Source organism: Pseudogemmobacter sp. TB195, assembly GCF_058313095.1.
Genome location: NZ_JBZEGG010000023.1, coordinates 1 through 24,297 on the forward strand (window position 1 = coordinate 1; position 24,297 = coordinate 24,297).

Here is a 24,297-nt window from a genome sequence, read left to right on the forward strand (position 1 = left end):
CTGATCACCATCGCAAATGCAATCCTGAAAACAGGAGAGGTATGGCGTCAACAGCTCAATCAATAGACACAATTGCTAGAGGGCGAGCCGAACACTCTTTTCGCTGTGGGATGCGTGGGACCGGGCGCATGCATCCGGCGCTGTTGACCTTGTCTTAAATGTCGCCGGCGCGGCCCCGGATAATGGCACAAAGAACGATCGCCGGTTGCGCTTCGCCCCGGATCCCGAAAGCTGCCCTGGCCATGGCGCAGAGCGCAAAGTCAAGCATGGGCTCTCTCCGGCTTCACCTGTCCACCAGCCGCCTGCAAGCCAGGTCCCGGTGAGGGACGGGCCGAAGGCAGGCATTCACCGCATTTACCCGCGCGCCAAAGGCCACTGCACGCTTAAACAGCGCGATAGAGTCGCTTAGGATGCCATGCGCCAGCACGAGGTCGAGGGTCACGAACGGCATCGGAGATGCCCCTGGTCAGCCGTTTGATGAGCCGCAATCCCGGGTGGATTTAACGGAAGACCGTCGCCGCACCAGACGCTTCCCAGGTCAGTTGCAGGCCGCTCAAGCCCGAGGATCTGGCGGCGCGTCACTGGCTGTACCACCACTCGCGCAATACCGCCGGGATCCGGACCTGGCCCCTCGCGCGGGCCCGGGGGGGGCGGGTAAGCTGTCCTGCCCGAATGCATACGCATGAAAGGAGTTGAGCCGCCGGGGCGCTCGCGCGGCGCGGCCCTGGCATCGCCTGCCTGCTGCTTTTCCTTAACGGCGAGGAGCTGAAAGACGGGTACCTCCTGTCGATCCTGCCCCGCTGGGTCAGGGCGGAAAGATCCTTACTGCCTGCTCACTCCCGCCGGCCGCAAAATCGCAACAAAGCTTCGGATGCGCCTCGATGCCATGGCCGAACGCCTCGGGCCCCGGGCATACAGAAGCGAGGTCAGGCCAGGGCCACGGGTCTGCGCCTTTGCAGCGCCGCGTTCAGCGCTCTGTCAGTTTCAGCTCGATACGGCGGTTTTGCGCCCGCGCCTGTTCGCTGTCGCCGGGATCCACCGGGCGGAATTCGCCAAATCCGGCCGCCGCCAGATGGTCCGGCGGAAATCCAAGATCGGTCTGCATGAAACGTACCACCGACAGCGCGCGTGCCTGGCTGAGCTCCCAGTTATCGCGAAACGCGCCGCCGCCCGAAAGCGGCACATTGTCGGTATGGCCGTCGACGCGGATGATCCAGTCGATCCCGTCGGGGATCTGCTGGCGAATCTCGTTCAGGATCGCGACCACGCCGGCGATCTGGCTGCGGCCTTCCGGGGACAGGTCGGCCGAGCCGGGGCGGAACAGCACTTCGGATGAAAACACGAAGCGGTCGCCGACCACCCGGACGCCCTCGCGGTCCGAGAGCAGCGTGGAAAGCTGGCCGAAGAATTCCGAGCGGAAGCGCTCCAGATCCTGGTTCGCCGCTTCGAGCCGGAGACGCTCTGCCGCTTCCAGCTCGGCCCGGGCGCGCTGCTCGACCGCGACCTGGGCCAGCGCCGCATTCAGATCCTGGCCGAGCGATTCCAGCTGCAGCTGTGACGCCTCGCGCGCGGATTCGGCATCATCCAACACGGCCCGAAGCGCGCCGAGCTGGCTGCGCAACTCTGCAAGCTGCTGGTTCAACAGCTCCATTTCCTGCGCGGCCTTCAGAACCTTTTCCTGTTCCGCCAGCAAAGCCGTCTGCGCTGCCGACAGAACCGCCTCCTTTTCGCTTTGCGCTGCCGCACCGCTGGCAGCCGCAGTCCGGGCGGCGGCGAGCAGGGTCAGCGTCTCTTCCGCCCGCTTGCGTTCCGCTTCCAGCGCCAGCGTCATCGCGGTGAGTTCCGTCTGCGATCCTTCCAGACGCTGGCGCAGGGCCGCGAGCGCCGCGGCATCGGCCAGCGCCGCCGCTTCCTTCTCGTCAAGTTCAACCTTTGCGGCGTCCAGCGCAGCCTTATCCGCCGTATCCGACGCCTTCATCTCGGCCAGAAGTGCCTCCAGCGCCTCACGCCGCGCCGCATCGAGACGCGCGGCCTCGCTCGCAGCGTCAACCTCACTGCGGGCCGTCGCCAGAGCGAGGCGCATCGCCTCCGCCTCGGTCGCCAGATCAGCATGGTCTTCCTTCAGCGCCGCAGCTTCCGCCGCGCTGGCGGTGGCCTTTGCCTCTGCCGCCGCCCGGGCCACCATCAGCGCCGCGACCTGGGCCTCGAAATCGGTGATCCGCGAAGCAGCCGAGGCCAGCTCGCCCTCGCGGGCCGCGAGATCGGTGCGCAGACCGGCGATCACGCCCGCCTGCCGCTCACCCTGCGCCAGGGCCGAGGTCAGTGAGGCCTGGAGACCGCCGACCTCGCCCTGCAATTCGCCCACCCGCCGCCGCTCCATCCCGAGCGCCTCAGACAGCGCCGAAACCTGCTGGTTCAGCGAGGAAAGCTCGCTGTCCCGGACGGTGATCTGCTCCTGGAGCACCGATTGCATGACGGTGAAAATGGTGAGAACGAACATCAGCACCATCAGAAGCGTCGTCACGGCATCGACGAAACCCGGCCAGATCAGACTGGAATCGCGACGATTGCGGGAGAGCGCCATGGCTCAGCCCCGCGCCGGGGGCTGAGGCTGAGGCTGCGGCTGACGGGCAAGCTGCCGCACCGCCAGCGTCAGCTGTGCGAGATCATGGCGCAGATCGGCAAGGGTCTCCTGCCGGCCGGCGCTGACTTCCTCGAGCACCCGCAGCATCTGCACATCGATCGAGCGCAGCCGCATCCGGCTTTCGGGATCCTCGCCGGCAGGGCCGGACTTTGACAGCGCCGCCAGAAGCCGCTCCTGCCCCTCCGCCATCCTGCGCAGGAGGGTCAGCGTCTCTTCATCCGGGACATGCCGGGCCCGTTCGGCTGCGCGTTCGGCGGCCCGTTTCGCAGCCTGATCTTCCGCCTGTCGCGCCGCCGCCTGTTGCGCCGCCGCAAGCTGCGCCACGGCCAAAGACAATCCCTCCAGCCGCTGCTGCAGCCCCGCCCGCGCCTGATCGGCCTGGATGTAATGCGCCTGCATTCCCTCCATCTGCGTGGCCAGCTGATCGAGCACCATCACCGCCGCCGACTGATCGCCACCACCCGCATCGCCTTCTGCAAGACCGATCCGCGTGATCGAAGACAGCCATTCTTCCAGCTCTCGGTAAAACCGGTTCTGGCCATGGCCGGCGAAGAGTTCGAGCAGGCCCAGCACAAGCGAGCCGCCAAGACCCAGCAGGGACGAGGAAAACGCGGTCCCCATGCCGCCCAGCTGGCCCTCAAGCCCCTGCATCAGTTTGCCGAAAATCGCGATGCCGCTTTCGCCTTCTTTGGGCGAAAGGCTGCGAATGGTTTCGACCACCGAAGGCACCGTGGTGGCCAGCCCCCAGAAGGTGCCGAGAAGCCCGAGGAAAACCAGAAGGTTAATCAGATATCGGGTGATATCGCGCGCCTCGTCCACCCTTTGCGCAACAGAATCAAGGATCGACCGGCCCGAGCTGGACGAGATCGCAAGCCCCCGCCCGGTCCGCGATTTCAGAAGCGAGGCCAGTGGTGCCAGCAGCAACGGCGCCTGGGTCTCATCGACGCCAGGCGTCTCGCGGACAAAATTCTCGATCCAGCTGACCGATTGCGCAAGGATCCAGACCTGCCAGAAACAGGTGATCACCCCCAGGATGAAGACAAAAGCAATCATCCCGTTCAGCCAGGGATTGATCAGCATGATGTCTTCAAGACGTTTATGCATGAACCAGACGCCCACTGCCACCAGGGCGCAGACGATCAACATGGTCACAATGGCGCGGATCGGCTGGCTGAAGGTCGTGCCGACCGCCTCGCGCGACCGGGAACCCGGCGTTGCCTCGGGTCTTTGCATGAAGAACTGCCTGCCAGGTTGACTGCTTTTGTCAACCTTAGCAGGTTGCGCCGCGCTGCCAAATGAAATCCTGATGTCAGCCAGCAGATGTAAGCGCCGGAGCCTCCGGCGGGGATATTTAAGGACAGAAAATAATGCCTCGCAGCACCTGCGTCATTTTCTGTCTCTAAATATCCCGGGGGTCTCCGCCAGGAGACGGGGGCAGAGTCCCCTGCCCGGCCTTCAGCCCGCGATCCGGCGCACCCTTTCCGACAGCCAGTCAAGTTCAGGATCTGCAATACCCAATTCGGCCAGGTGCTGCGTTGTGGACCACAGATAATCGCGGTTCGGACCGCGCCCGCCATGGGCCTGGGCGATGATCCCGGCCTGCTCTTCCAGCCCGAGGGCTCCGGTATACTGGGCGTGGTGGCGGTCGACGACATAGGTCAGCGCCCCGATCCCGCCCGCCGCAGTCTCGAGCTGCAGCGAAACCTCGAGATAGGCGGAGGAGACCAGCTCCCGTTCGCGCAAAGCGGCAAGTGTCGTGGCTTCCTCGCCCGGCTCGACGCGGAAGGCGAGGCCGTCGCAATGGCCCGCCGCATCCGCATCCAGGGCCAGCACGAGGCCCGGATTTGCCTCGCTGCCGCGGTGATGGATCGACCACATGCAGAAACTGCGGCGCCAGCCCCGGGCACGCGCGAGGCGGCGTTCTGCCACCGGGAATTCCGGATTCCAGATCAGCGAGCCATAGCCAAAGATCCAGAGCGGGCCGGCAGTGAGGACGGGGTCGGCTTCGGGCAAGGCTGGCTCTCCTGTGTCTCAACCTGTAAACACTGAAACGGGCTGTCAGGAAAAGGGGCAAGCAATGCGCTGGCTGATCGGAATTGGTGCGGTATTCCTTACACTCTGGTGCGGCTGGTGGTTTGCCGGGCGCTATGTGATCCTCAGCCAGACCGAACAGCTGATCGCGGATCAGCGTGCTTCGGGGGCAATGCTGGATTTGCCGGGCTTTGGCCTGACCGGGTTCCCAAGCCGCTTTGACCTTTCAACCGCAAGCATCGCTTACAGTGATCCTTCGGGCGTGATCCGCTATCAGGGCGGCCCGGCCTATGCCTATGCGATGACCTGGAAGCCCTGGCATCTGGTTTTCTGGCTGCCGGACAGCCAGGTGATCACTCTGGGAGATCAGGTGTTTCAGCTCGACGGCAGCAAACTTCATGCCAGCCTGCGCGCGGCGCCCGCGCTGGATCTGCCGCTGGCGCTGGCAGCATTTTCGACCGAGACGCTGCGCGTGACCCAGGCCTCGGGCCTGTCGCTGGGCTTTGGCCCTTCGAGCCTGCGGATCGAGGCGGCAGACGCGCCGAACAGCTATCACCTCGGGGCCACCCTGACGGAGATCCGGCTGGATCCGGCATTCCTTGCCACGCTGGCGGCGGTCGAGCTGCCCCAGGCACCCGAAACCGCGCTTCCCGCCCAGATCGACCGGTTCCACTTTAACACCATTGTCACTCTGACCGCACCGCTTGACCGTCATGCCGGCGCGACAAATCCGCAGGTGGTGTCGGTCGGGATCACCGATATCTCGCTGACCTGGGGCGAGCTGCAACTGGTAACCTCTGGCAATATCGCGCCCGACAGCGAGGGTTTTGCGGCCGGGACCGTCACGCTGACGGTCCGGGGATGGGAGCAGCTGCCGCGCTTGCTGGTTGCGGCAGGCGTGATCGCGCCGAATATGGCCGGTTACCTGTCCAGCATGTTGCGGGGCATGGCCCAGCAGAATGCGGACACCCAGGAGGTCAGGATGGATCTGGTGCTGAAAGACGGGCTGATGAATTTCGGGCCGCTTCCGCTGGGTCCGGCGCCGAAACTTGGGGCCCTGCCTGCACCGCAGGGCTGAGGAGCCGGGACTGAGACTTGGGGCGCCTGAAAATTGCGGGCGCCTCAGCGGCAATAGGCGCCGTTGCGATGGCTGGCGGTATCGAAATGCATATGGTCTTCGTGATAGCCGTCCGAGCCCGGGCCAAGCGTGGTGCCAAAGATGCCGCAGGCGCCCTTATGGGCCTTGCGCATGGTCTGGTCAAACCCGCCCAGCACCCGCAGCACTTTGCCTGAAGCAAGCCGGATGCCCGAGATATCAACCGCCTTGCCGCGCCCATGTTCAGAGACCTTGGCGCCCTTTTTGTTGTTCCGGGGGCGGCATACATAGTGACCGGCAATCTGCAATTCGGCGATCTGATTGCCATAGGCCGGTTGTGCGACACGCTCGACCCAGGTGTTCAGCGCTTTGGCGGTGCCGCAGTCGATGGTCACCGCCATCGACAGCCGGACGCCTGAAACCGAAGTGACCCGCACCCCGTCCGGCAGGCCGCAGCCCTGAACTTTCGAGGTGATCGGTGCGATTTTCTCGCCCTTGATTGCGGCGACGCCACAGACCGAACCTTTGACGGAGGCCGGCTCTTTCGATTTCTTCTTACCCCTGCTGGTGTCTTTCTCCGGCACCACCTTTGGCATGGTGGCCGATACGGGGATTGCCGCCGAGGCCAGGCCGATGATTTTGGCCGGGCGCTGCTTTGGCCGCAGCGAGGTCGCAAGCCCTGCTGCACTCGCCTCTGCCACCGGGGGGGCAGCAGCAGTTTCAGGGGCAGGGGCGGATTGCGTCTGTGCCAGTTTCTCCACCGCCTTCGGGCGGGCTTTGGGGCGGGGGCCGGGGGGCGGAGCCGCCGCAGTTGCGACCACCGCAGTCGTCCCGGGGGCCGGTGACGGCGCTGCTTTTGCCACGGGGGCGACGCTCGCCGGGCCTGGACTTGCAGTCGGTTGCGGCAGCGGCATCGACGCCGGCAACATCTCTCCGATCAATGGCAGATGCGACGCGGCTTCGGCCAGAACCGGCCCAGCGACCGACCCAGCGACCGGCCCCATGAGCGGCTCAGCGACCGAACTGGCAACCTTATTGGAGGAGCTGAGCCGGATCACATCCAGCCGGGGATTGGCCGGCGGCGCCGGGATCGCCGGTTTTGCCGTGGCCACGGCGGGCGCGGGCAGGCCCGGACCAATCAGCGCGGGGACAGGGGGGGATAGGTTCGCGGGGCCCGTCGCAGGTGTGGAGACGGCAAGCACAGGATTGGCCAGCGGGCGCGGCGAGCGCTTCATCGGCTCGGCGAAGGCCGGTGTCATCGCCAGCGGGAAAAGCAGCAAAAGGGCCGCGAACCTGGGCTTCATCGCAATCTCCCCTCCGAACGGAACCGTCCGCGCCCCCGCAGGATGGCGCTCAGGTTACGGCCCTGTCCGGCGCGTCACTCTCCACCGGGCCAGCCTCTGTCAGACTGGCATCCGCCGAACCGGTCTCATCGCCCTTATGGCGCGCGGCCCGTCCGAAATCCGGTGCAGAAGTATCCTGACCTGCCTCGATGATGCCACGCCGGATTTCACGGGTGCGGGAGAAATAGGCATGAAGCTGCTCACCCTCGCCCATGCGGATCTGGCGCTGAAGCATGAACAGCTCTTCGGTGAAGCGCCCGAGGATATCGAGCACCGCTTCCTTATTGGTCAGGAAGACATCGCGCCACATGGTCGGGTCCGAGGCCGCGATCCGGGTAAAGTCGCGGAAACCGGAGGCGGAATATTTGATCACCTCTTCCTGGGTGACACGGCTGAGATGGTCCGCCACCCCCACCATGGTGAAGGCGATCAGATGTGGCGTATGAGAGACGACGGCCAGAACCAGATCATGGCGCTTCGGCTCCATCTCATCGACATTGGCGCCGATGGCCTCAAGCAACGCGCGCAGCCGTGCCAGCGGGCCGGGCGCCTGGCCTTCCAGCGGCGTGAGCAACCACCAGCGGTTTTCAAAAAGCGTCGCGAAACCGGACCGGGGCCCGGAATATTCGGTTCCCGCCAGCGGATGACCGGGGATGAAATGCACGCCCGCAGGGATATGCGGCTGAACCGCCTCGATCACCGCCTCTTTGACCGAGCCAACATCCGTAACCACCGCGCCCGGCTTCAGATGCGGCGCGATCTCGGCCGCGATCTCGCCCATGACCCCCACCGGGACCGCAAGCACCACCAGATCGGCCCCCGCGACCGCCTCGGCCGCGCTGTCCGTCACCCGGTCGCAAAACAGCTCCAGCGCGATGGCGCGGGTTTCGGCGGAACGGGCATAGCCGGTGATCTCGTTGCAAAGCCCTTTGGCCCGCAGCGCATGCGCCATGGAAGAGGCGATCAGCCCCAGCCCGATCAATGCAATGCGCGGAAAAGCGGCGCGCGAAGACCCGACCGGCGCGCCTGCGCTCATTTCTGCGCCTTGAACTGGTTCACCGCATGGGCCACGCGGCGACAGCTGGCCTCATCGCCCACGGTGATGCGCAGGCAATTGGGCAGCTTATAGCCCGAGACCCGACGCACGATCAGGCCTTCCTTTTGCAGCCAGGCGTCACAGGCCTCGGCCTCATCGGCGCTGGCGAATCGCGCAAGGATGAAATTCGCGGCGGAAACATCGGATGGAACCCCCGCCTCGGCCAGGGCACCGGCAAGCCAGGCCCGCATCCGGGTGTTTTCGCTGCGCGACTTTGCCACCCAGTCCTGATCGCGGACAGCCGCCTCCGCGGCCTCAAGCTGCGCGGTCGAGAGGTTGAAAGGCTGACGGATGCGGTTGAGCACATCGATGATATGTTTCGGCCCATAGCCCCAGCCAACCCGCAGGCCACCAAGGCCGTAAATCTTCGAGAAGGTGCGGGTCATCACCACATTCGAGCGCGCTTCGATCAGCGCGCGGCCGCCGTCAAATTCCTCGACATATTCGGCATAGGCGCCGTCAAGCACCAGGATCGCCCTTGCCGGAAGGCCGGCAGCCAGCCGCGCGACCTCGGCGGGCGCGATCATCGTGCCGGTCGGATTGTTCGGATTCGCGATAAAAACCAGCCTGGTACGCGGCCCGCATTCCCGCAGGATCGCATCCACATCGGTCATACGCTCGCGTTCCGGCACCTCGACCGGAGTTGCCCCGGCCGCAAGCGCGCAGATGCGGTACATGAGGAAACCATGTTCGGTAAAGATCACCTCATCGCGCGGGCCGGCATAGGCCTGAACCAGCAGATTGATGATCTCATCCGACCCCGCGCCGCAGATCACCCGGGCGGCATCAAGGCCATGGACTTCGGCAATCGCGGTCCGCAGCGCCGCATGATCGGTCGAGGGATAGCGGTTCAGCGTATGCACCGCCCGCTGGAATGCGTCTTTGGCACGGTCGGGCGCGCCGAAGGGGTTCTCGTTCGACGAGAGCTTCACGGCATTTGCCACACCCGCAACCGAAGCCTTACCGCCCTCGTAAAGGGCGATATCGAGGATTCCCGGTTGCGGAATGATCGCTTCGGACATCTGTCCCTCCTGCTGTCGTCCGGGTTCTAGCCTCAGGCCGGACGCAAAGCCAGAGGCGAGATGCTTATTTCCGGCTGGAATAGGATTTGGCCTGGAACCAGTCCATCAGCGCCATGAGCACACCCGAGATCACGAAAGTCACATGGATGACGACCATCCAGTAGAGATCGGTCGGGTTGAGCGGCTTGGCATCGCCGATTTCCATAAAACGCTTGAGCAGCGAGATGCCCGAGATCGCGACGATCGAGGCGATCAGCTTCATCTTGAGCCCGCCGAAATCGACCTTTCCCATCCAGCCGGGCCGGTCCTCACTGTCGACATCAAGGCGCGAGACGAAATTCTCATAGCCGGAGAACATCACGATCAGCACCAGATTGGCGGCGAGGGTGAGGTCGATCAGGGTCAGCGCGACGAGGATGACGTCTTCTGAGTTCATCGTCATCAGTTTGGGGAAATAATAGACAATGTCGCGGCCGAAGATGAAGACCAGCATGATCAGGCTGACCACCAGGCCGAGATACATCGGCGCCATCAGCCACCGGCTGCCGAAAAGCGTCTTCTCGAAAGCCTTCTCGATGGGATTCGGGGCGGTCATTGGGCGGAAACTCCTGTTTGCATCCGGGTTTCTTAGCGGGGCTTTGCGTAAAGAGAAGCACAAAGAAACCGGCTGAGCGAACTGTCGCAAGCGCCCGGGGGGTGCTGCCCCGCCTGCCGACCCGGCGGCTTGCGCATCCGGGCAAAGACCGGAGACCGGGCAAAAAGAAAGGCCGCACAGAAGCGCGGCCTTTCCGAAATCTTCGATCCTGGTGGGATCAGTTTTTCGCGTAATATTCGACGACCAGGTTCGGCTCCATGACGACCGGATAGGGCACGTCCGACAGGCCGGGGGTGCGGACCAGTTTCGCGGTCAGCTTCTGATTGTCGACTTCGACATAGTCCGGAACGTCACGCTCGCTCAGAGAGATAGCTTCGGCAATGATCGCGAGCTGGCGCGATTTTTCACGCACCGAGACCACATCGCCTTCACGCAGCCGGTAGGACGCGATGTTCACTGCCTTGCCGTTCACCAGCACATGGCCGTGGTTCACGAACTGACGGGCTGCGAAGATGGTCGCAACGAATTTTGCGCGGTAGACCAACGCGTCGAGGCGGCGCTCGAGCAGGCCCACAAGGTTCTCACCGGTATCACCGGTGACGCGCTCGGCTTCACCATAGATGCGGCGGAATTGCTTTTCGGTCAGATCGCCATAGTAGCCTTTCAGCTTCTGCTTGGCGCGCAGCTGGGTCCCGAAGTCCGACAGCTTGCCCTTGCGGCGCTGGCCGTGCTGGCCGGGGCCGTATTCACGCTTGTTGAGCGGCGACTTGGCGCGGCCCCAGATATTCTCGCCCATACGGCGGTCGATTTTATGCTTGGCAGCGGTCCGTTTGGTCACGCTGATCTCCTTCGGTTATCGCCCGTAGCCGGGCCTGTGAAGGGCGTTGTCCTTTCCCCCTTTTCCTTGCGGATGCCTTGCGGCGGGGGCGACAGGGTCTTTCTTGCAAAAGCCACCAACACCAATGAAAAGCCCCGAGCGTTAACCCGGGAGCGTGGCGGGCTTATACATCCCGTGATGGGGGAGTCAAGCGCGCGGCTGCCGCGTTTTCAGCATCCCGTCTCTCAGCCGCGCGCCTCATGGAGAAACAGCGCTGCTTCGGCCGGCGTCAGGCCGCGGCGGGCAAAGCCGCCATAGCTCATCGGATCCTCTGCAACCCCCGGCAGCCGTGCACAAAGGCTGCGATAGTCACTGTGATCGAGCTCCGCCGGTTCAGCCTCACCGGGATGGAAACTGTCAGCGCCCAGACCATTGGCAAAGAGGACCTCATGCCGGCCAAGCAAGATATGGTGGTAGGTCACCTCGCGCAACGCGAGATCTGCGCGGATGCGGTGATCATCGACCAGGTCGCCGGCCCTGACCAGTACCTCGGCGCAATTAAACAGCGCCTGCGCCACCTTTCCCTGCATCAGGATCCGGTGCGACGGAGAGACAAGCAGATCGCCGTCAGGCCGGCCTTCGCCAAAGCCCCCCTCTCCGAGGGCGCCATCGCAGATCCGGATCGGCCGCAGATGTGGCATGGCATGCAACCGTGCGCCCGACATATGGCGCTGCCCGGTCCAGATCACTTCCTGCGCGCCATTGTCGCGGGTGATCACCAGATCGCCGGGACGCAGGGTCTCGACCGCGACCTGGCCCGAGGGCGTCAGGATACGCGTGCCGCCGGTAAAACAGATCACGCCCGCCCTTGCGCGGGTGGTTTCCAGCGAGACACGGCTGCGCACCAGCCAGAGGTCACGATCCTTCGGCGGCATCGCACCCGCGAAGGCCAGGAGCCAGCCCGCCGGATCGGCCGGCGACAGATCGCTCTGACCCTGCAGCACGGTGGCCGTCCAGCACCTGACGCCATCGGTAACGACGAAGCACTGCCCCGCAAGACCGGGCTCGTCTGAAGCCTCGGCCCCGTGCAGGGCGGCGCGCAGCGCCCGGACCGGTCCGGGCACCGCCGGCATTCCCGTGAGCCGCCCGATAATGCGGGAGGCGCGCTGTCTGATTTCGGCCATCCCCAGGGCGCCTTCCAAAAGCAGGATGTCGCGCGGAGCGTCCACACGCATCGCATCCCCCGACCAGCGCCATGAGACCCCGGTCGTCATCAGCACCGGCAAGGCCGGTTGATCGCCATCTGCTTCCGTCTGTGCCCAGGAAATGACGAACGTAGCCCGTGAGCCCGTTGTCATGCCTGTCTGCCTGCTCGTTCTTTTGTTTTATGGCAACAGGATAGCAGGGCGCGAATCGTCACGCTACAGAAATCTGACGGTCAGTTTTGGGCAGGAACGGCGCGCGGAATCGGGTCAGGCGCCTCCGGCCTGCGCCCGGCCTGCCCCGCGCCCGGCTTCTTGCCTGACCAAAGTCACGCGCGGCCCGCAACCGGCGAAAGCGTCAGCGGATCGATTCCGTTCATCCGCATCGCCCGCCCCCATTTGCCGCCATCGACCGGGTCGAAGATCAGCTCTGGCCCGGCCTCGGCAATCAGCCAGTCATTCCGGAGGATCTCGCTTTCCAGCTGCCCCGCGCCCCAGCCCGCATAGCCAAGCGCCAGCAGCGCCTGTTCCGGCCCCGCGCCCCGCGCCAGTGCCTCGAGGATGTCGAGCGACACCGACAGGCGCAGGCCGCCCGGCAGCTCCATCACCGGGGTCTCGCCGCCCTGCCAGTCGGGCGAATGCAGCACGAAGCCGCGTCCGCGCTCGACCGGCCCGCCCTGACGGACCGAGATGGGCCGGGCCGATGCCGTGGGCGCAATGCCCAGATGTTTCAGCAGGTTATGGAAATCCAGATCTGCCGAGGGCTTGTTGATGATCAGCCCCATCGCGCTCTCTGGCCCATGGGCGCAGATCAGCACGACCGAATGAGCGAAGCCGGGGTCTTGCATCCCCGGCATGGCGATCAGAACCTTGCCTGCAAGTTCCATGGCACACCTCCAGCCTTAAGGATGGGGTGCAAAACGCCGCCGCTCAAGGGAAAGCACGGATAAGGGCTGTAAATTCCGCAGGAGCAGGGCAGCGGCGGTCAGGATACCCCGCACTTGTGGCATCCCGGTCGCTGACTGCGGCGCTTTGGCCACAGACACGGGCTCGTCGCCAGGTTGTGATTTCACACCGCCCGACCGCAGCCTATTTTGGGCGCCATGACCAGGAAACTCCCTTTCGCGCTTGCCGCCGCCTGCCTCGCAGCCCTGCCCTTTGCGGCTATGCCCATTGCGGCTCTGGCGCGCGATACATCGCAGGACCAGGTTCTGAAGGCCTCGGTTCTTGATGGCTGGACCACGGCCCAGGGCACCCGCATGGCGGCGCTGCGGCTTGATCTCGCGCCTGGATGGAAGACCTATTGGCGCAGCCCCGGCTCGGCTGGCATCCCGCCGCAATTCGACTGGTCCGGGTCAGAGAATCTGAAATCGGTTCGCATCCACTGGCCCGCGCCAAGCGTGTTCCATACCAACGGCATGCAATCCATTGGCTATAAAGAGCAGCTGGTCCTGCCGGTCGAGCTTATTCCAAAAGACCCGACCCGCCCGATCCGGCTTGAGGTGTCCCTTGATATGGGCATCTGCCGTGACATCTGCCTGCCCGCCGAAGTCGAGCTGAATGCCGGGCTGATGATGCCCGGCACGCGCGACCCGCTGATCGACGCGGCGCTGGCGCGACAGCCGAAGACCGGCAAAGAGGCCGGGCTCTCCTCCATCACCTGTGCGGTGGAGCCGATCTCGGACGGGCTGCGCCTGACTGCCACAATCGCCGTGCCCGTGCAGGGCAAGGCCGAGACCGTCGCCATCGAGACCGCAGACCGGACAATCTGGGTGTCTCAGGCGGTCAGCTCGCGCCAGGGCAAGGTGTTGACGGCCGTGGCCGATCTGGTGCCGCCCACCGGTCAGCCCTTCGCGCTTGACCGCTCGGGCGTCACCGTCACCGTCATCTCCGACAGCGGCGCGGTCGAGCTGCGCGGCTGCACCGGCGGTTAGAAGCGGCCATTTCCGTCATCTGTGGCCGGGCGCGCGCCGCAGTGATGGGGCTTGCGCCGGTTCTGTATGCGAGGTTCCTTTGCCGCCATGATCCGTTTTCCGCGCCTCTCCGCCCTTTTGCTTTCCGCGTTGCTCAGCCTCCCGTCGGGGCTGCGGGCCGAGACCGTTGCGGCGCCGCAGCTGTCTGGCAGGGTTGCTGCGGTGGAATGGGGCATTTTCTGCGCCCTGAAAGCGATGGACCGCGCCCCTGCGCCCGACACGATTGCGGGCTGGCTGCATGTACCGCGCGACCGGATCGAATTTCACTGGCCCGATGAGAATGTGGTCCCCGCAAGCATCGGGCTTGCCTTCGGCATCCGCGTGATCGCCGCCCCGGGCGAGGTGACTGCCAATGCCGAGGCCCGCATTTATCGCCCCGGCCGCGCGAGGCCCGAGACCTGGGTCACATCGATCACTGATTCGGGCGAAGTGAACAGCTTTTTCCGCTTTGACGAAGAGGACGAGCTGATCCCGGGCATCTGGGCTTTCGAAGCCTGGGATCAGGGCACGCGGCTCTACCGCGTCGAATTCGAGGTCGTCCCCGCCGAGGCGCGCCCGGATATCGCGAATGCCTGCGGTGCAACTTCATGACAGATTTCATCGCGACATTTTAGAACCTGCTACAGCTTCACGGCGAAATGATATTGCGCTGCGACTGCGAAGGCGCTAGGGATTCGGGCGAAACCGGACCTCATCCCAGCCAGTATCGGAGCCAGTCATGCCCCATGATGGTCAGCCCGCCACCCAGACCTCTGCCGCGATCCTGCTTCCCGATCTGAAGGCGCTGACCGCCGCGAGCCTGCCCGGGCTTGACCGGCTTTTCGCCGATGCGCGCGAGGCCCTGCGGGATAAGGTTAGCATCGGCGGCAAGATCAGCGCGGCCGCGCTCGAAACTCATCAATATGCCGCGCACGCGCTGTCCTGGCTGGCCACCTATGTCGAGGCGCTGCGCCAGCTGGATGCCTGGGCCGGGCGGCTGACCGACCAGGGCCGCTTTGGCGAGATTGAGGCCCTGATCCTGCAGATCGGGTTTGGCGAATACCTTGCGCAGATCCGGGGCGGCATCCCGATGAGCCAGACCGAGATCGCCCGGCTTGCAGATCTGGGGCTGGACTATGAGCCGGGGGCCGAGGCGCTGATGCTCGCCGCGCAGGGCAATACCCCGGCGGCGCGGGCGCGGCTGGTCACTTTGATGCGTGAAGACAAGGCACGGGCGACCTTTGGCGTCTCGGGTCTTGATGACGAACTCGAGATGATCCGCGACCAGTTCCGCCGCTATGCCGATGAAAAGGTAATCCCACGCGCGCATGACTGGCACCTGAAGGACGAGCTGATCCCGATGGAGGTGATCGCGGAACTGGCCGAAATGGGCGTGTTCGGGTTGACGATCCCCGAGGAATTCGGCGGCTTCGGCCTGTCGAAAGCCTCGATGGTGGTGGTGTCAGAAGAGTTGTCGCGCGGCTATATCGGGGTCGGATCGCTGGGAACGCGGTCAGAGATCGCGGCAGAGCTGATCCTGTGCGGCGGCACGCCGGAGCAAAAAGCGCAATGGCTGCCGAAGCTTGCAAGCGGAGAAATCCTGCCGACGGCAGTGTTCACCGAACCGAATACCGGCTCGGATCTCGGATCCCTGCGCACCCGCGCGACCCGCACGGATGAGGGCTGGGAGATCACCGGCAACAAGACCTGGATCACCCATGCCGCGCGCACCCATGTGATGACGCTGCTGGCGCGCACCGACCCCGACACCACCGACTGGCGCGGGCTGTCGATGTTTCTGGCCGAGAAGACGCCGGGCACCGATGAGGCCCCCTTCCCGACGCCCGGCATGACCGGCGGCGAGATCGAGGTGCTCGGCTATCGCGGCATGAAGGAATATGAGCTGGGCTTTGACGGGTTCAAAGTAAAGGCGGAAAACCTGCTGGGTGGTCAGCCCGGACAGGGGTTCAAGCAGCTGATGCAGACCTTTGAATCGGCGCGGATCCAGACCGGGGCGCGCGCGATCGGCGTGGCGCAGTCGGCGCTGGAGACGGGGCTGCAATATGCCGAAGACCGCAAGCAATTCGGCAAATCGCTGGTTGAATTTCCGCGTGTCGGCGGCAAGCTCGCGATGATGGCGGTCGAGGTGATGATCGCGCGGCAGCTGACCTATTTCGCGGCCTGGCAAAAGGATCACGACAAGCGCTGTGACCTTGAGGCAGGGATGGCGAAACTGCTGGGCGCGCGGGTGGCCTGGTCGGCGGCGGACAACGCGCTGCAGATCCATGGCGGCAATGGCTTTGCGCTGGAATACCGCATCTCGCGGATCCTGTGTGACGCGCGGATCCTGAACATTTTTGAAGGGGCTGCGGAGATCCAGGCCCAGGTCATCGCGCGGCGCCTTCTGGACTAGAAGTCCTCTGTGGTTGCCGCCCTCTGTGCATGACCTCTTCTCCTGGGGCAGGTGTTCGGGGCGGTCATCTGTCAGGCCTTGTTTCTGCGGCAGTTTTCAGAATCTGCGGGCCGCGGTGCTGATCAGCGAGGCGGGTCCATATCTGTGTCCTGAGCTGGATTGCCCGCAGGTGCTGACTGGTTATTCCGATCCATCCGAATCGTTCCTTTCCTCCGGAGGAATGCTGACCCGGCACCGCCGATAGCTCTGCATGTCCGGTCAAAGGCCTCGAATCCCAGACCTGTGACTGTGGCCGGCCACGGGATGCTCTCTCGATCTGCGAGCCGAGCCGTGGAAGGGTGTGCTGATCTCTGCCGCAAGCACGGGATGTCGCAAGGCAAATTCTGTGCATGGAAGATGAGGTACCCCGGACAGACGGTGTCACAGGCCAGGCGGTTGCTGGCCGCGATGACGCCCGTCATGAAGCGCGAGGCTGGCGCGGCCCATCATGGGCTGTCAGAATAGCAGGCGTCCCAGATTGCCTGGGCGGCTCATCGAAGGCTCGGGATTGTGGGCGCGTGAGACAACGCCGCCCGCTCCATGCTGGTGAACTGGCGCCTCCGGTCCGAATGGACCAGCCGATCACGCGCCGTGTACGGAGGTCGATGATCTGGCCATGGGAACGCCCTTGGTCCGGGAGATCATGGTGAGGCGCGCGAGCAGCAAAGCCTTCCAGGGGGCTGGATGCCAGTGATGTCGGTCCGCAGACCTGGCCGCTCTCTGCGCAGGCGTTCCGCAGCCTCTCAGCCTGGCGCCTGCCTTGCCTCATGCCCGCGCCATCATCGCAACATGTGGCCAGCCATGGAATCCGCTCAGCTGCAGGTGCAGGTGCAGGAACCGACACCTGGCCCGGACAGAAAACCGTCCCGGATGCTCAGCGACGAATGCCGCATCCTTCTCCGTGCCTCCAGCCGCCGCCTTCGCGAATCTGTGTTTCCAGACAAAGAGCGAGGGCTTGCTCACCGCAGGCCGGTCCGAACCATCGCCGACGGGATGGGGATCTGCGCCACCGCGTCGCGCCCCGTCAGTGAAATTGCCTGTGCCCATCATAGCCTCCTTGCCTCAAAATCACCGAAGAAGGCGTGCACAAAACATGGGGCAGTTCCGAGGGTCAGTCGCCGGCAAGGCCTGGCTCATCCAGCAATGTCCGTCCGGTGCGGTCCTCGATCTCGATGATCCAGAGGTCGGGGTCGCGGGCGCGGGCGCGGGTCAGCGCCTCATCGACCTCACGCTCAGGACCGCTGGCATAGGTCATCCACTGCCGTCCGCCGCTCATCAGATCGGTGCGGCGTTCAAAGGCCTGAGCCTCACCGTTCAGCGTGGCGAGCTTCACCATCACCGCCCCCGCCGTCGCATCCCCTCTGGCCATCACATAGGCCGGGATATCCGCAAGGTTAAGCCGGCGCAGATAGGCCTGGACCCAGAATTCGGCGGTGAGCCTCGTCATTTCGCGGGCCTTTCGCAAACCCCTGCTGGCAGGATACCTCTCCTGCCCTATATCCCTGATAACAGGCCATGAGGAGGGAGGCGAGACAATGAAATACCGCGCACCGGGTGGGGCCGTATTCGCCCTGATCACCGCAGCAATCGCCGCATTCGCCATGAAGCGCGATCCAAAGGGGCTGGGGCAGGACCGGCTCCTCGACAGCTCATCGAAGGCCATCGGCATCGGTGGCGTGATCTGGCTGGCCTGGTCGGCCTTGAAACGCGGGTTCAGGCGCGGCGCCTGAAACCGCTCAGGCGTCGCCGTCTTTGAATTCAAGCCCCATTTCGGAATAGCGCTCTTTCTCTTCCAGCCAGTTCGGGCGCACCTTGACCTGCAGGAAGAGATGCACCTCGCGGTCGAGGAATTCCTTGATCTCGGCCCGCGCCGCCTGGCCGATCGACTTGATCGTCTCGCCGCGATTTCCCAGCACGATGCCCTTATGGCCATCCCGCGCCACATAGACGATCTGGTCGATGCGGGTGGAGCCGTCCTTGCGGTCTTCCCATTTCTCGGTCTCGACCGTCAGCTGATAGGGGAGTTCCTCATGCAGCCGCAGCGTCAGTTTTTCACGCGTCATCTCAGCCGCGATCATCCGCAGCGGCAGATCGGCCAGCTGATCCTCGGGGTAGAACCAGGCACCTTCGGGCAGCTCTGCCGCCAGCCATTCGCGCAGATCATCGACGCCATAGCCTTTTTCGGCCGAGATCATGAAGGTCTTCGCGAAAGGAAAGGCCTCATTCATCCTGGCCGCAAGCGCCAGCAGCTTTTCCGAGCTGCCCTTGTCGATCTTGTTGATCGCCAGCGCCACGGGGCGGTCCTTCGGAAGTTCGCCCGCCAGCCGCTCGATGATCGCCTTCGCGCCCTCGGTCAGCCCGCGATGTGCCTCGATCAGCAGAACGACGATATCGGCATCGGCAGCGCCACCCCAGGCGGCTTTTACCATGGCGCGGTCAAGCCGGCGGCGCGGGCGGAAGAGGCCCGGCGTGTCGACAAAGACGATCTGGGTCTGGCCTTCCATGCAGACGCCGCGAATGCGGGTACGCGTGGTCTGGACCTTATGCGTCACAATGGAGACTTTCGCGCCAACCATGCGGTTGAGCAAAGTCGATTTACCGGCATTCGGCTCGCCGATCAGCGCGACAAAGCCGGCACGGGTGCCATCGGATTGGGGTTCGGTCATTGCCGGTATCTCAGTCATTTCCGGCCTCCAGCCGTTTCAGCAGCGCTGCTGCTGCAATTTGTTCCGCCGCGCGTTTCGAGCCGGCCTTCGCCACCTCTCCCGCACCATTGTCCAGCAAAACGCTGACCGTGAACAGCGGCTGATGATCAGGGCCAGAGCGGCCGGTCTCGGTATATTTCGGCGGCGCCATGCCGCGCGCCTGGGCCCATTCCTGCAGCGCCGATTTCGGATCGCGTGCATCAGGTTCAACCGCGCCGACGCGCCCGCCCCAGAGCCGGAGCACGAGATCGCGCGCCGCGTCGAACCCCGCATCCAGATAGACGGCGGCGATCAGCGCCTCGGTGGCGTCGCCCAGCAAAGCCTCTTTGCGGCGCCCGCCCGAAAGCATCTCGGACCGGCCAAGCCGCAGCACTTCGCCAAGCCCGATCTCGCGCGCCACCTCGGCGCAGGTTTCCTTGCGCACCAGCGCATTGAAACGCGGCGCAAGCTGGCCTTCGCTGGCAGCCTTATCGGCCGCAAGCAGCGCCTCGGACATCACAAGACCCAGCACCCGGTCGCCCAGGAATTCCAGCCGCTGATTGTCTGGCCGCGTCGGCGTGGCAATCGAGGGATGCGTCACCGCCCGCACAAGCAGCTCGCCACGCGCAAACTCATGCCCGATGCGGGTCTGAAAAGCCTTGAGATCGGCAGAGAGCCGCATGGGCTCAGTTGATCCCGAGGAAGAAGCGGTCAGCCCGCCATGTCCAGAAATACCACAGGCTGGCGCCGGCAGAAGAGAAGACGATGCGATCCGCACGGCCGATCAGATATTCTGCAGGCACCATGCCGATACCGCCCTGAAGGCCTGGCTGGAAGCGCGAATCCTGGCTGTTGTCGCGGTTGTCGCCCATGAAGAAATAATGCCCGTCGGGAACGGTATAGACATTGCTGTTATCGGGCAGGCCTGCGGTATCCTTGATGTTGAGCACCGGATAGGACCGGGTCGCATCCCCGTCGCCGGTCGGCAATGTCTCAATCGAGCGCGACTTTTCGCAGGTGCCATTCAGGCCGACCGCGCCGTTTTCGCATTGCGGGTAGTTCTTCATCGGGCCCTGGGGGCCATAGATTTCGGTGAAGATCCCGTCCGGCACCTGCGGCACTTCGGTGTCATTGAGGAAGACGCGGCCATCCTTCATCTGGACCCTGTCCCCCGGCAGACCGATCAGGCGTTTGATATAATCATCGCCGGTATAGGGGTTGCGGAACACGACCACATCGCCGCGCAGCGGATCAGAACCGAGAATACGGCCCTCGAAGGGGCAAAGACCGAAGGGGCAGGAATATTTGGAATAGCCGTAGGCCATTTTGTTGACGAAGAGGAAGTCACCCACGAGGAGCGAGCTTTTCATCGATTCCGACGGGATCCAGAAGGGCTGGAAGAAAAGCGTCCGGAACAGTCCTGCGATCACCAATGCCCAGAAGACGGTTTTGATCGTCTCGACGATGCCGCCGCTCTCGCCTTTTGCCTTCGCCATCTTCACAAGCCTTCCGCGCTGTATCGGGCCGCTTCTTGCGCCGGGGGGGCGGACCTGTCAAGCCGCGCCCGGGTTTGCCGGGGTCAATTGCCGGTGTAGAAGCCGGAAACGGGCGCGCGCGCGGCCTGCACCTCCGGCGGGAGTATCCGGATCAGGCGGAAGGACCTGCGACTTCCTCCTGAGTTAAATACCCATTCCTTGGCCATGACCTCTCAGCGCAGCGGTCGCGCCTCGATCACCACAAAGGCCTGAGCCCAGGGATGGTCATCGGTCAGGGTCACATGGATCAGCGCCTCATGGCCCGGTGGCGTCATCTGCGCGAGCCGCTCAGCCGCCCAGCCGGTCACCGCCATCACCGGCTGCCCGGTGGCAAGGTTCGAGACCGCCATGTCTTTCCAGGAAATCCCCATCCTGAGCCCGGTGCCGAGCGCCTTGGAACAGGCCTCTTTCGCGGCCCAGCGTTTCGCATAAGTGGCCACAGTCTCGCGTCGTGCCTCGGCTTTTTGCTGTTCCCCGGCGGTAAAGACCCGGTTGCGGAAACGGTCGCCATGGCGTTCCAGCACCTGGCCGATGCGCTCGATATTGGCGAGATCTGTGCCGATGCCAAGGATCATCATTGTCTCATTTCAGCAGTATTGTGACGTCACGGGTTTCGGGCGCCGTTCGCCGATGAAGCCAGTATCCCATGGTCAGCGCCCTGCGGCGAGAGCAATCCTCAATGCCCGGACCATTCGGTTTCAGCCGTTCAGGCCCGCGCTGTCACCACTGACATGCGGCATCGATGCGGCGGCGCATCTCCTCGATCGCGGGGCCGAGGCCGATATAGACCGCCTCGCCGATCAGGAAATGGCCGATATGCACTTCGCGCAGTTCGGGGATCGCCGCCACGGGGTCGATATTCTCATAGGTCAGACCATGGGCCGCCTGGGCTTCGAGCCCGAGCCCGGTCGCAAGCACTGCCGCCGCGTGCAGCGCGCAGATGTGGCGCTCTGCCTCTTCCTGGCGGCCCTCGGCATGGGCGATGGAATAGGCTCCGGTATGGAACACCACAATCTGCGCGCCACTGCGCGCGGCGGCTTCGATCTCTGCGCGCGTCTGGCCGATCAGAAGCGCGGTCCGGATCCCGGCCGCGCGCAAGGTGCTTATGGCAGCGCGCAGCCCCGGCTCATCGGCCAGAATGTCGAGGCAGATATCGGCCCGGCTCCCGTCCGGCGCCCCGGCAACAAGGCAGCAGGAGGCGGGCCGCAAACGCGTCAGCAGCCCGAGCATCGTGGGCACCGGCGCGGCATTCAGATGCAGCGGGATACCGAGCCCGGCGGCCAGCGCTTCGATATCGCTCTCCGAGAGATCGCCGCGCTTCGCGCGCAACCGCGCCGATATGCCATCTGCACCGGAGGCTTCGGCGAGCAGCGCGGCCCTCAGGGGATCGGGCCAGTCATTGCCGCGCGCATTGCGCAGCACCGCCACCTGATCGACACTGATGCAAAGCCTCAGCCTGTCGCGCGCTGCCATTACCCCTCCTGAACCCTGCCGGGCATATGCGCCCCGGCCGCCTGTGGTCTGTTGCCCTGGCCACGGGCCAGCAGCGCCGGCCCCAAGGCCCGGCTGGCAATCCCCGGGAGGTTAAGAACTTTTTCGCCTGCCTGCAATGCGGCGCGATGGAGTCAGGGTTTGCGTGACAGATCGCGGTGGCGCGAGATCTGCGCCACATCGGTATCGGCCTCCAGCGCGGTCATCACCATATGCAGATGCTCGACATCGCGCAGATCGACCTCGGCCAGCAGCCGGAAGAAATCCGGTTTGCGGTCGGTGAATTTCAGATCCGAAATATTGGCCCGCTGTTCGCCGATCAGAGTACAGACCCGTCCGAGCACGCCCGCATCATTGGAAATCGTCAGCTCCAGCGTCACCGAATGGATCGGCGCGTGGCGGCCGGTCATCCATTGCAGATCGACCCAGCGTTCGGTCTGACTTTCGAATTCCTCCAGCGCCGGGCAGTCGATGGCATGGGCCACAACGCCCTTGCCGCGATAGGTGATGCCGACGATGCGCTCTCCGGGCAAAGGCTGGCAGCAGGGGGCGCGACGGAAGGCCTGGTCATCTTCCAGCCCGACCACAGGGCGCTGGCTGTCGACCTGCGGCTCGCGATTGGTCACGAGTTCAGGATAGAGCACTTCGACAAGACGGCGCGCGGTGATTTCTGCCGATCCGACGCGCGACAGCAGTTCGCTGTCATCGGGGTAGCCAAGCAGCTTGGCCGCGGTGCGGATCGCTTTTTCGCTGGCCTTCTTTCCGACATGTTCAAAGGCCGCCCGCGCCAGCTCCTGGCCGAGTTTGACAAAGCGGCCACGGTCTTCTTCGCGCAGGGACCGCCGGATCGCGGCCTTGGCGCGACCCGTGGTCACGATATCCACCCAGGTCGGTTGCGGGCGCTGACCTTCGGCGGTGATGATCTCGACCGATTGTCCGTTTTTCAGCCGGGTCCAGAGTGGGACGCGAATGCCATCAACCTTGGCCGAAACGGTGGAATTGCCGATCCTGGTATGGATCGCATAGGCATAATCCAGCGGCGTCGCCCCGCGCGGCAGCTGAATCACATCGCCCTTGGGTGTGAAGCAGAAGACCTGATCGGAATACATCTCGAGCTTGACGTTTTCGAGGAATTCGTCGTGGTCTTCCTCGTCCAGACGCTCGGTCATCTGGCTGATCCAGCTTGCGGGATCGACAGCAAAGGGGTTCCGGCCCAGCACGCCCTCGCGATAGGACCAATGCGCGGCCACACCGGATTCGGCGACTTCATGCATCTCGCGGGTGCGGATCTGCACTTCGACCTTAGAGGCCGCGCGGCCCGAGACCGTGGTATGGATCGAGCGGTAGCCGTTGGATTTCGGCTGGCTGATGTAATCCTTGAACCGCCCCGGCACCGCGCGCCAGCGCTGATGGATCACGCCGAGGATCCGGTAGCAATCGGTGACCGAGCCGCAGATCACCCGGAAGCCATAGATATCCGAGAGTTGCGAGAAGGCGAGATCCTTCTCCTGCATTTTGCGCCAGATCGAATAGGGCTTTTTGGCACGCCCGTAAACCATCGCCTCGAGACCTTCGCGGTCAAGTTCCGTGCGGATATCGGCGGTGATCTTATGGACCACATCACCGGTTTTCTTCTGCAAGGTCACATAGCGGCGGATGATCGAGTTGCGCGCATCGGGGTTGATGACGCGGAAGGACAGGTCCTCCAGCTCCTCGCGCATCCATTGCATGCCCATGCGGCCCGCCAGCGGCGCGAAGATTTCCATGGTCTCGCGGGCTTTTTGCACCTGCTTTTCCGGCTTCATCGACTTGATCGTGCGCATATTGTGCAGACGGTCGGCAAGCTTGACCAGGATCACCCGCAGATCCTTGGACATAGCCATGAACAGCTTGCGGAAATTCTCGGCCTGTTTGCTCTCGGCGGAGGAAAGCTGCAGGTTCGTCAGCTTGGTGACACCATCAACCAGTTCGGCGACATCGGGCCCGAACTGATCGGCGATCTCGGTCCAGGTGGAGCGGGTGTCTTCGATCGTGTCATGCAGCAGCGCAGTGACAATCGTGTCATCATCCAGCCGCATCTCGGTGAGAATGGCGGCGACGGCGACGGGATGGGTGAAATAGGGCTCGCCGGATTTGCGATACTGCCCCTCATGCATCCGGATGCCGTAAGCATAGGCGCGGCGGATCAGATCAGCATCAGAGCGCGGATTGTAGTTACGGACAAGGGCGATAAGGTCTTCTACGTCAATCATTACCGCCTCGCGCATCCGTCGCAGAAGGCCTGCGGGGCCGGGGGCCCCGCCTGCTGCATCAGGACAGCTCAGGTTAGCTGCTCAG

22 protein-coding genes and 1 pseudogene are annotated in these 24,297 nt (G+C 64.2%); 6 read left to right on the forward strand and 17 right to left on the reverse strand.

Annotated features, from left to right (window positions below; all coding sequences use genetic code 11):
• Positions 1–967 precede the first annotated feature (967 nt).
• The 3 genes from AC4FS3_RS20660 to AC4FS3_RS20670 all read right to left on the reverse strand — a co-directional run bounded on the left by AC4FS3_RS20660 (position 968) and on the right by AC4FS3_RS20670 (position 4,657).
• Complete coding sequence (locus tag AC4FS3_RS20660) at positions 968–2,584, reverse strand: peptidoglycan -binding protein (protein ID WP_491022106.1); 1,617 nt, start codon at positions 2,582–2,584, stop codon at positions 968–970.
• 3 nt (positions 2,585–2,587) lie between these two features.
• Positions 2,588–3,877 (reverse strand): biopolymer transporter ExbB, encoded by a 1,290-nt coding sequence (locus AC4FS3_RS20665; RefSeq protein WP_491022107.1) that lies wholly within the window; start codon positions 3,875–3,877, stop codon positions 2,588–2,590.
• A 222-nt stretch (positions 3,878–4,099) separates the two neighbouring features.
• Positions 4,100–4,657 (reverse strand): gamma-glutamylcyclotransferase, encoded by a 558-nt coding sequence (locus AC4FS3_RS20670; protein WP_491022108.1) that lies wholly within the window; start codon positions 4,655–4,657, stop codon positions 4,100–4,102.
• Between the two features lie 64 nt (positions 4,658–4,721).
• Between AC4FS3_RS20670 and AC4FS3_RS20675 the strand changes: the two genes are divergently transcribed.
• Complete coding sequence (locus AC4FS3_RS20675; protein ID WP_491022109.1) at positions 4,722–5,753, forward strand: DUF2125 domain-containing protein; 1,032 nt, start codon at positions 4,722–4,724, stop codon at positions 5,751–5,753.
• 44 nt (positions 5,754–5,797) lie between these two features.
• Here the strand turns inward: AC4FS3_RS20675 and AC4FS3_RS20680 are convergent, their stop codons facing one another.
• From AC4FS3_RS20680 to AC4FS3_RS20710, 7 genes are all read right to left on the reverse strand, one after another.
• Positions 5,798–7,075 carry an extensin-like domain-containing protein gene (locus AC4FS3_RS20680; protein ID WP_491022110.1) on the reverse strand — a complete coding sequence of 426 codons (1,278 nt, stop codon included), beginning with the start codon at positions 7,073–7,075 and terminating at the stop codon, positions 5,798–5,800.
• Between the two features lie 49 nt (positions 7,076–7,124).
• The gene (locus AC4FS3_RS20685; protein ID WP_491022111.1) at positions 7,125–8,150 is read right to left on the reverse strand and encodes a prephenate/arogenate dehydrogenase family protein; all 1,026 of its coding nucleotides are present in this window, start codon (positions 8,148–8,150) and stop codon (positions 7,125–7,127) included.
• Positions 8,147–9,232 (reverse strand): histidinol-phosphate transaminase, encoded by a 1,086-nt coding sequence (gene hisC / locus AC4FS3_RS20690; RefSeq protein ID WP_283176955.1) that lies wholly within the window; start codon positions 9,230–9,232, stop codon positions 8,147–8,149. Before hisC ends, AC4FS3_RS20685 begins: the two co-directional genes overlap by 4 nt.
• Positions 9,233–9,296: 64 nt before the next feature.
• The gene (locus AC4FS3_RS20695) at positions 9,297–9,827 is read right to left on the reverse strand and encodes a TIGR00645 family protein (RefSeq protein WP_283176954.1); all 531 of its coding nucleotides are present in this window, start codon (positions 9,825–9,827) and stop codon (positions 9,297–9,299) included.
• A 217-nt stretch (positions 9,828–10,044) separates the two neighbouring features.
• Entirely contained in the window at positions 10,045–10,665 is a 621-nt protein-coding gene (gene rpsD, locus AC4FS3_RS20700; protein ID WP_491022112.1) for a 30S ribosomal protein S4, read from the reverse strand.
• 224 nt (positions 10,666–10,889) lie between these two features.
• Positions 10,890–12,002 (reverse strand): Hint domain-containing protein, encoded by a 1,113-nt coding sequence (locus AC4FS3_RS20705; RefSeq protein ID WP_491022113.1) that lies wholly within the window; start codon positions 12,000–12,002, stop codon positions 10,890–10,892.
• 173 nt (positions 12,003–12,175) lie between these two features.
• Positions 12,176–12,733 carry a YqgE/AlgH family protein gene (locus AC4FS3_RS20710; protein ID WP_198835988.1) on the reverse strand — a complete coding sequence of 186 codons (558 nt, stop codon included), beginning with the start codon at positions 12,731–12,733 and terminating at the stop codon, positions 12,176–12,178.
• Positions 12,734–12,949: 216 nt separating this feature from the next.
• Between AC4FS3_RS20710 and AC4FS3_RS20715 the strand changes: the two genes are divergently transcribed.
• The 4 genes and pseudogenes from AC4FS3_RS20715 to AC4FS3_RS20730 all read left to right on the forward strand — a co-directional run.
• The gene (locus AC4FS3_RS20715; RefSeq protein ID WP_491022114.1) at positions 12,950–13,780 is read left to right on the forward strand and encodes a protein-disulfide reductase DsbD domain-containing protein; all 831 of its coding nucleotides are present in this window, start codon (positions 12,950–12,952) and stop codon (positions 13,778–13,780) included.
• A gap of 87 nt (positions 13,781–13,867) precedes the next feature.
• Positions 13,868–14,410 (forward strand): hypothetical protein, encoded by a 543-nt coding sequence (locus tag AC4FS3_RS20720; protein WP_491022115.1) that lies wholly within the window; start codon positions 13,868–13,870, stop codon positions 14,408–14,410.
• 127 nt (positions 14,411–14,537) lie between these two features.
• Complete coding sequence (locus tag AC4FS3_RS20725; protein ID WP_491022116.1) at positions 14,538–16,211, forward strand: acyl-CoA dehydrogenase family protein; 1,674 nt, start codon at positions 14,538–14,540, stop codon at positions 16,209–16,211.
• Between the two features lie 303 nt (positions 16,212–16,514).
• Positions 16,515–16,712: pseudogene (locus AC4FS3_RS20730) on the forward strand (transposase); the annotation flags it as partial.
• Between the two features lie 649 nt (positions 16,713–17,361).
• On the opposite strand, the gene AC4FS3_RS20735 reads toward AC4FS3_RS20730, so the two are convergent.
• A complete protein-coding gene (locus AC4FS3_RS20735; protein WP_491022117.1) occupies positions 17,362–17,697 on the reverse strand; it encodes a DUF1491 family protein in 336 nt (111 codons plus the stop codon).
• Positions 17,698–17,785: 88 nt separating this feature from the next.
• On the opposite strand from AC4FS3_RS20735, the gene AC4FS3_RS20740 reads away from it, so the two are divergent.
• Positions 17,786–17,980: a hypothetical protein gene (locus AC4FS3_RS20740; protein WP_283176946.1), complete on the forward strand. Its 195-nt coding sequence runs from the start codon at positions 17,786–17,788 to the stop codon at positions 17,978–17,980.
• Between the two features lie 6 nt (positions 17,981–17,986).
• On the opposite strand, the gene era is transcribed toward AC4FS3_RS20740, so the two are convergent.
• From era to AC4FS3_RS20770, 6 genes are all read right to left on the reverse strand, one after another.
• Positions 17,987–18,934: a GTPase Era gene (gene era, locus AC4FS3_RS20745; protein ID WP_283176945.1), complete on the reverse strand. Its 948-nt coding sequence runs from the start codon at positions 18,932–18,934 to the stop codon at positions 17,987–17,989.
• Positions 18,927–19,616: a ribonuclease III gene (gene rnc, locus AC4FS3_RS20750; RefSeq protein WP_198835996.1), complete on the reverse strand. Its 690-nt coding sequence runs from the start codon at positions 19,614–19,616 to the stop codon at positions 18,927–18,929. Before rnc ends, era begins: the two co-directional genes overlap by 8 nt.
• Positions 19,617–19,620: 4 nt before the next feature.
• The gene (gene lepB, locus AC4FS3_RS20755; protein WP_283176944.1) at positions 19,621–20,430 is read right to left on the reverse strand and encodes a signal peptidase I; all 810 of its coding nucleotides are present in this window, start codon (positions 20,428–20,430) and stop codon (positions 19,621–19,623) included.
• A 212-nt stretch (positions 20,431–20,642) separates the two neighbouring features.
• Complete coding sequence (gene acpS / locus AC4FS3_RS20760; protein ID WP_491022118.1) at positions 20,643–21,044, reverse strand: holo-ACP synthase; 402 nt, start codon at positions 21,042–21,044, stop codon at positions 20,643–20,645.
• 145 nt (positions 21,045–21,189) lie between these two features.
• The gene (locus AC4FS3_RS20765; protein WP_491022119.1) at positions 21,190–21,942 is read right to left on the reverse strand and encodes a pyridoxine 5'-phosphate synthase; all 753 of its coding nucleotides are present in this window, start codon (positions 21,940–21,942) and stop codon (positions 21,190–21,192) included.
• A gap of 152 nt (positions 21,943–22,094) precedes the next feature.
• The gene (locus AC4FS3_RS20770) at positions 22,095–24,212 is read right to left on the reverse strand and encodes a RelA/SpoT family protein (protein ID WP_491022120.1); all 2,118 of its coding nucleotides are present in this window, start codon (positions 24,210–24,212) and stop codon (positions 22,095–22,097) included.
• Positions 24,213–24,297: the final 85 nt, after the last annotated feature.

Excerpts from the sequence above, each read along its gene's own strand:
- AC4FS3_RS20660 (WP_491022106.1), bottom strand. The coding sequence starts at position 2,584 with ATGGCGCTCTCCCGCAATCGTCGCGATTCCAGTCTGATCTGGCCGGGT.
- AC4FS3_RS20665 (WP_491022107.1), bottom strand. The coding sequence starts at position 3,877 with ATGCAAAGACCCGAGGCAACGCCGGGTTCCCGGTCGCGCGAGGCGGTC.
- AC4FS3_RS20675 (WP_491022109.1), top strand. The coding sequence starts at position 4,722 with ATGCGCTGGCTGATCGGAATTGGTGCGGTATTCCTTACACTCTGGTGC.
- AC4FS3_RS20680 (WP_491022110.1), bottom strand. The coding sequence starts at position 7,075 with ATGAAGCCCAGGTTCGCGGCCCTTTTGCTGCTTTTCCCGCTGGCGATG.
- AC4FS3_RS20685 (WP_491022111.1), bottom strand. The coding sequence starts at position 8,150 with ATGAGCGCAGGCGCGCCGGTCGGGTCTTCGCGCGCCGCTTTTCCGCGC.
- hisC (WP_283176955.1), bottom strand. The coding sequence starts at position 9,232 with ATGTCCGAAGCGATCATTCCGCAACCGGGAATCCTCGATATCGCCCTT.
- AC4FS3_RS20695 (WP_283176954.1), bottom strand. The coding sequence starts at position 9,827 with ATGACCGCCCCGAATCCCATCGAGAAGGCTTTCGAGAAGACGCTTTTC.
- AC4FS3_RS20705 (WP_491022113.1), bottom strand. The coding sequence starts at position 12,002 with ATGACAACGGGCTCACGGGCTACGTTCGTCATTTCCTGGGCACAGACG.
- AC4FS3_RS20710 (WP_198835988.1), bottom strand. The coding sequence starts at position 12,733 with ATGGAACTTGCAGGCAAGGTTCTGATCGCCATGCCGGGGATGCAAGAC.
- AC4FS3_RS20715 (WP_491022114.1), top strand. The coding sequence starts at position 12,950 with ATGACCAGGAAACTCCCTTTCGCGCTTGCCGCCGCCTGCCTCGCAGCC.
- AC4FS3_RS20720 (WP_491022115.1), top strand. The coding sequence starts at position 13,868 with ATGATCCGTTTTCCGCGCCTCTCCGCCCTTTTGCTTTCCGCGTTGCTC.
- AC4FS3_RS20725 (WP_491022116.1), top strand. The coding sequence starts at position 14,538 with ATGCCCCATGATGGTCAGCCCGCCACCCAGACCTCTGCCGCGATCCTG.
- AC4FS3_RS20735 (WP_491022117.1), bottom strand. The coding sequence starts at position 17,697 with ATGACGAGGCTCACCGCCGAATTCTGGGTCCAGGCCTATCTGCGCCGG.
- AC4FS3_RS20740 (WP_283176946.1), top strand. The coding sequence starts at position 17,786 with ATGAAATACCGCGCACCGGGTGGGGCCGTATTCGCCCTGATCACCGCA.
- era (WP_283176945.1), bottom strand. The coding sequence starts at position 18,934 with ATGACTGAGATACCGGCAATGACCGAACCCCAATCCGATGGCACCCGT.
- rnc (WP_198835996.1), bottom strand. The coding sequence starts at position 19,616 with ATGCGGCTCTCTGCCGATCTCAAGGCTTTTCAGACCCGCATCGGGCAT.
- lepB (WP_283176944.1), bottom strand. The coding sequence starts at position 20,430 with ATGGCGAAGGCAAAAGGCGAGAGCGGCGGCATCGTCGAGACGATCAAA.
- acpS (WP_491022118.1), bottom strand. The coding sequence starts at position 21,044 with ATGATCCTTGGCATCGGCACAGATCTCGCCAATATCGAGCGCATCGGC.
- AC4FS3_RS20765 (WP_491022119.1), bottom strand. The coding sequence starts at position 21,942 with ATGGCAGCGCGCGACAGGCTGAGGCTTTGCATCAGTGTCGATCAGGTG.
- AC4FS3_RS20770 (WP_491022120.1), bottom strand. The coding sequence starts at position 24,212 with ATGATTGACGTAGAAGACCTTATCGCCCTTGTCCGTAACTACAATCCG.